The 4,434-nt window shown below is 70.2% G+C and carries 6 protein-coding genes; all 6 read right to left on the bottom strand.

Annotated elements, in window-relative coordinates; genetic code table 11:
- Nucleotides 1–7 precede the first annotated feature (7 nt).
- Nucleotides 8–646: an esterase/lipase family protein gene (locus tag ABD679_RS03325; RefSeq protein ID WP_344758516.1), complete on the bottom strand. Its 639-nt coding sequence runs from the start codon at nucleotides 644–646 to the stop codon at nucleotides 8–10.
- Nucleotides 647–744: 98 nt separating this feature from the next.
- Nucleotides 745–984: a DUF6289 family protein gene (locus ABD679_RS03320; protein WP_344758515.1), complete on the bottom strand. Its 240-nt coding sequence runs from the start codon at nucleotides 982–984 to the stop codon at nucleotides 745–747.
- Nucleotides 985–1,092: 108 nt separating this feature from the next.
- On the bottom strand, nucleotides 1,093–1,404 hold the full coding sequence (locus tag ABD679_RS03315) for an I78 family peptidase inhibitor (RefSeq protein WP_344758514.1): 312 nt from the start codon (nucleotides 1,402–1,404) through the stop codon (nucleotides 1,093–1,095).
- 78 nt (nucleotides 1,405–1,482) lie between these two features.
- The gene (locus tag ABD679_RS03310) at nucleotides 1,483–2,022 is read right to left on the bottom strand and encodes a GNAT family N-acetyltransferase (protein WP_344758513.1); all 540 of its coding nucleotides are present in this window, start codon (nucleotides 2,020–2,022) and stop codon (nucleotides 1,483–1,485) included.
- Nucleotides 2,023–2,117: 95 nt separating this feature from the next.
- On the bottom strand, nucleotides 2,118–3,890 hold the full coding sequence (gene aspS / locus ABD679_RS03305) for an aspartate--tRNA ligase (RefSeq protein WP_344758512.1): 1,773 nt from the start codon (nucleotides 3,888–3,890) through the stop codon (nucleotides 2,118–2,120).
- Between the two features lie 79 nt (nucleotides 3,891–3,969).
- Nucleotides 3,970–4,299 (bottom strand): FmdB family zinc ribbon protein, encoded by a 330-nt coding sequence (locus ABD679_RS03300; protein WP_344758511.1) that lies wholly within the window; start codon nucleotides 4,297–4,299, stop codon nucleotides 3,970–3,972.
- Between the last annotated feature and the right edge of the window lie 135 nt (nucleotides 4,300–4,434).

Genomic DNA, 4,434 nt, shown 5'->3' with positions numbered 1-4,434 from the left:
GACCGGGTCAGCGCGCGAAACGACCCTTGTGCAGGAACGCCTGCGCCTGTGCGATCGCCTCGACCGAGAACAGCAGGCCGCTGTGGCTGGCCTCGACCACGACGTGGTCGGCCAGGCGCGGGCTGCGGGTTTCCTCGACGGAAACGGTGCCGTCGTTGTCGCCGTCGAACTGCGCCAGCAGGCCGCCCAGCCCGTGCGGCAGGCAGCCGGCGACCATGCCGACCTCGAAGCGGCGCGGCCACTGCGTGCAGCCATCCTGCAGGATCCCGGCGCTGCGCCCCAGCCACAGCGACGCCACCGGCCAGCGCGCCAGCTGCGCCGCCGCGCTGCTGCCGCACAGCGGCACGCCCAGGCAAACCACGCGACGCACCGGCAGGTCCGGCTCGGCGGCCAGCGCCTCCAGCGCCACCAGGCCGCCGAGGCTGTGGGCGACGATGTCGGCCTCGCCCCCTTCGCGCAGCTGCCTGGCCAGTTGCGGCACCGCCTGGTCCGGGCCGCCGACGATGCTGTGGTAGCCGAAGGTTTCCGGCGCGAACCCGGCCGCGCGCAGGCGCCCGCCGAACCACTGCATGGTCACGCCGGCCATCCAGATGCCGTGCAGCAGCACCACCCGCGACGGCGGCGGCGCGTCGCCTCCCCGTTTCATGCCGCCGGTTCCCCGCATGACCTGGTATCCATGCCGGCCATTCTGCCTGCGCTTCCGGACGAAGGAAGGGCGGCCCGGGGCCGCCCTTCCGCCTGCCTTCAGTTGCAGGGGTGGAGCGTCATCCCGCCCCCGGGCAAGCTCGGTTCGCCCCAGGTCAGCATGGTGCCGTCGCATTCGATACGACCACCACCGACGGCATTGCCGTTGCCGTCGTAGTTGGTCCATTCGGCCCACTCCACGCCGAGCTTGGGAAAGCGCGCGGCGGCACTGCCGATGACGCACAGGGCGATGGCCGTCATCGCGGATGTCAGCAGGACTTTGCGGACAGGGATCTTCATGTCTTCCTCCTTGATGGATCCGGATCCCCGTCCCGAGGCTACCCGGCCGCGGGCCGCAAACGGCGACCCCGTTCAAGGTTTGCAACATTCCCGACCTCGGCCGTCGGCTCAGCCGCAATCGATGCCGGTGATGACATTGCCACCGTCGATGTGGACGTTGACGCGGTCCGGACGGAAATCGCGGGTCACCGCCTGCCCCGGCGCGATCGGGCGGATCAGCCCGGCCCCACTTTCGCGCCAGACCTTGGCCATGGTGTCCTGGGTGGCCTCCTGCCCGGTCGCCCAGGCCACGTTTTCGGCATTGCAGGTGCCGTCGCCGGCGATGGCCGGGCCACCGCTGGACGGCTGCAGCGACTGCGGCGGCGCGCACGCCGCGAGCAGCGCGGCGAGGGATGCGGGGATCGTGACTCGCACGGACATGGCCGCTCCATTCCTGTGGGGGAAGCCGCAGTCTAAGGCCCCGCACGCGCGGAAGGCACGCCGCGGCGACGTCGCCGGTCAGGGCGCCGGAATGGTGCGCGCCTCGCGACGCAGGATGAACTCGCGGTCGCGCACGCGGCCGACCGGGAACTCGTACTCACCCACTTTTTCGAAGCCATGCCGGGCATAGAAGCGCTGCGCGCCGAGGTTCTCCGACCACACGCCGATCCACAGCGTGCGCGGGCCGTCGCGCAGCAGCCAGTCGAGCGCGGTGGCGAACAGCTTCCCGCCCCAGCCGCCGTTCTGGTGGTCGCGCAGCAGGTACAGGCGCTTGAGTTCGCCGTCGCCGCGCGCGACGTCCGGGTGCGGCAGCCCGCAGGGTCCGGCGGCGGCGTGGCCGATGGCCACACCATCGCGCTCGAGCAGCCACACCGCGTAGTCGGGATGCGACAGGATCACGCGCTGCTTTTCGACCGCGTAGGCGTCGGCGAGGAAGGCTTCCAGGTCTTCGGCCGGATACAGGTGGCCGAAGGTCTCGACAAAGGTGCGGGTGGCCAGCGCCGAGAGGGTTTCGGCGTCGTCGGGCGTGGCGCGGCGGATGGCGGGAAGTTCCTGCATGCGTCGATGATTCTGCAGGAGCGGCTTCAGCCGCGAGCTCTTCGGGAAATGGCGGACAAAAGCTCGCGGCTGAAGCCGCTCCTGCAGGTTTTGTCTCAGCTTTCCTTCGGCCGCACGGCCACGTGCACTTCGGCCAGCTGCTTGTCCGGAACCGGCGACGGCGCACCGGTCATCAGGCACTGCGCGCCGGTGGTCTTGGGGAAGGCGATCACGTCGCGGATCGACTCGGTACCGGCCATCAGCGCGGCGATGCGGTCGATGCCGAAGGCGATGCCGCCATGCGGCGGCGCGCCGTAGCGCAGCGCATCGAGCAGGAAGCCGAACTTGGCCTCGGCCTCCTCCGCGCCGATGCCCAGCAATTCGAACACCGCGCTCTGCATCGATGAACGGTGGATGCGGATCGAACCGCCGCCGATCTCGTTGCCGTTGAGCACCATGTCGTAGCCGCGGCTGACCGCGGTCTTCGCGTTGGCGCGCAGGTCGGCCTCGTCGTCGACGGCCGGCGCCGTGAACGGGTGGTGCAGCGCGACGTAGCGGTTTTCCTCGTCGTCCCACTCGAACATCGGGAAGTCGGTGACCCACAGCGGCTTCCAGCCCTCGCCCACCAGCCCCAGGTCCTTGCCGAGCTTCAGCCGCACCGCGCCCATGAAGTCGCTGGCGGTCCTGTACGTCGACGCCCCGAACAGCAGCAGGTCGCCCGACTGCGCGCCGGTGGCCTGCACGATTGCCGCCAGCGTGGCGTCGTCGAGGAACTTGGCGATCGGCGAGTTGACGCCTTCGCGGCCCTTGCCTGGATCCTCGACCTTCATCCACGCCAGGCCCTTGGCGCCGAACTTGGCCGCGTGCGCGGCCAGTTCGTCGATCTGCTTGCGCGACAGCGACGCCGCCCCCGGCGCGCGCAGCGCGACCACGCGGCCGTCGCCGGCATTGGCCCAGTCGGTGAAGACCTTGAACTCGCAGCCCTTGACCAGCTCCGCGATGTCGACCAGTTCCATGTCGAAGCGCAGGTCCGGCTTGTCCGAACCATAGCGGCGCATCGCATCGGCGTAGGTCAGGCGCGGGAACTCGCCGAGCTCCACGTCCATCACCTCGCGGAACACCTCGCGGACCATCGCCTCGGTGGTGTCCTGCACGGTCTTTTCGTCGACCCAGGCGAATTCCATGTCCAGCTGGGTGAACTCGAGCTGGCGGTCGGCGCGCAGGGCCTCGTCGCGGAAGCAGCGCGCGATCTGGTAGTAGCGGTCGAAGCCGGCCACCATCAGGATCTGCTTGAACAGCTGCGGCGACTGCGGCAGCGCGTAGAACTCGCCGGTGTGCATGCGCGCCGGCACCAGGAAATCGCGCGCGCCCTCGGGCGTGGCCTTGGTCAGGATCGGGGTCTCGATGTCCTGGAAGCCGCGCGCGTCCAGCCAGCGCCGCAGCGCGCCGACCAGCTTCGTGCGGGTGCGCATCATGCGCTGCATCTTCGGCGTGCGCAGGTCGAGGTAGCGGTACTTGAGACGGATGTCCTCGCCGGCGTTCTCGTGGGCGTGGAACGGCAGCGGCTCGGCCTTGTTGAGCACCTCGATCGCGGTTGCGACCACTTCCACCTGGCCGGTGCGGATCTTGTTGTTGACGCTCTCGCGGCGGCGCACGGTGCCGGTCACGCGCAGGCAATCCTCGTAACCGACATCCGCGGCGGTGGCGATCACCTCGGCGTTGCCGGCCGCATCCGACGGCTCGGCGACGACCTGCACGATGCCCTCGTGGTCGCGCAGATCGATGAAGCACAGGCCGCCGAGGTCGCGGGCGACGTCGGCCCAGCCACACAGGGTGACGGTCTGGCCGATCAGGGCCTCGTCGACGAGGCCGCAGAAGTGGGTACGCATGGGGGCTCCGGGAAGGATCGTCCGGACGGCGCCGGAAAGCCCCGCATTTTAGCCCGGGACGGCGCCGCGGGCAGGCGCCTCAGCCTGCAGGCGTGGACTTGGCGGGCGCGGGCTTCGCGGTTTCGGCCGGTTTCGGCGCCGGCTTGGCGTCCGCGGCGGGCTTTGCCGCCTCCGGCTTGGCCGCGCCGCCGCTCTCCTTGCCCTCGGCCAAGTTGCGCTTGCCGTCCTTCTTGAAATCGGTCTCGTACCAGCCGCTGCCGGCCAGCCGGAACGAAGGCGCGGTCACCTGGCGCCGTACCTTGCCGGTCGCGCCGCAGGCCGGACAGGTATCGGGGTCCGGGTCGGACATCTTCTGCAGGCGGTCGAAAACGTGGTCGCAGGCTTCGCAGCGGTAGGCGTAGATCGGCATGGCGGTGTGCGGTGGTGGCTGGATGCCGCCAGTCTGGGGCCGCGGCCGCAGATTACAAGCGCGGGCAAGGCCGGGCCGCCCACCTGTCCCTCCCTTCCCTGTGGGAGCGGCCATGGCCGCGATGCTCTTGCCGGA

The organism is Luteimonas lutimaris, assembly GCF_039537065.1.
Lineage (GTDB): Bacteria > Pseudomonadota > Gammaproteobacteria > Xanthomonadales > Xanthomonadaceae > Luteimonas > Luteimonas lutimaris.
Note: the sequence above shows the minus strand (reverse complement) of the source record. Positions and strands in the feature narration are given on the sequence as shown.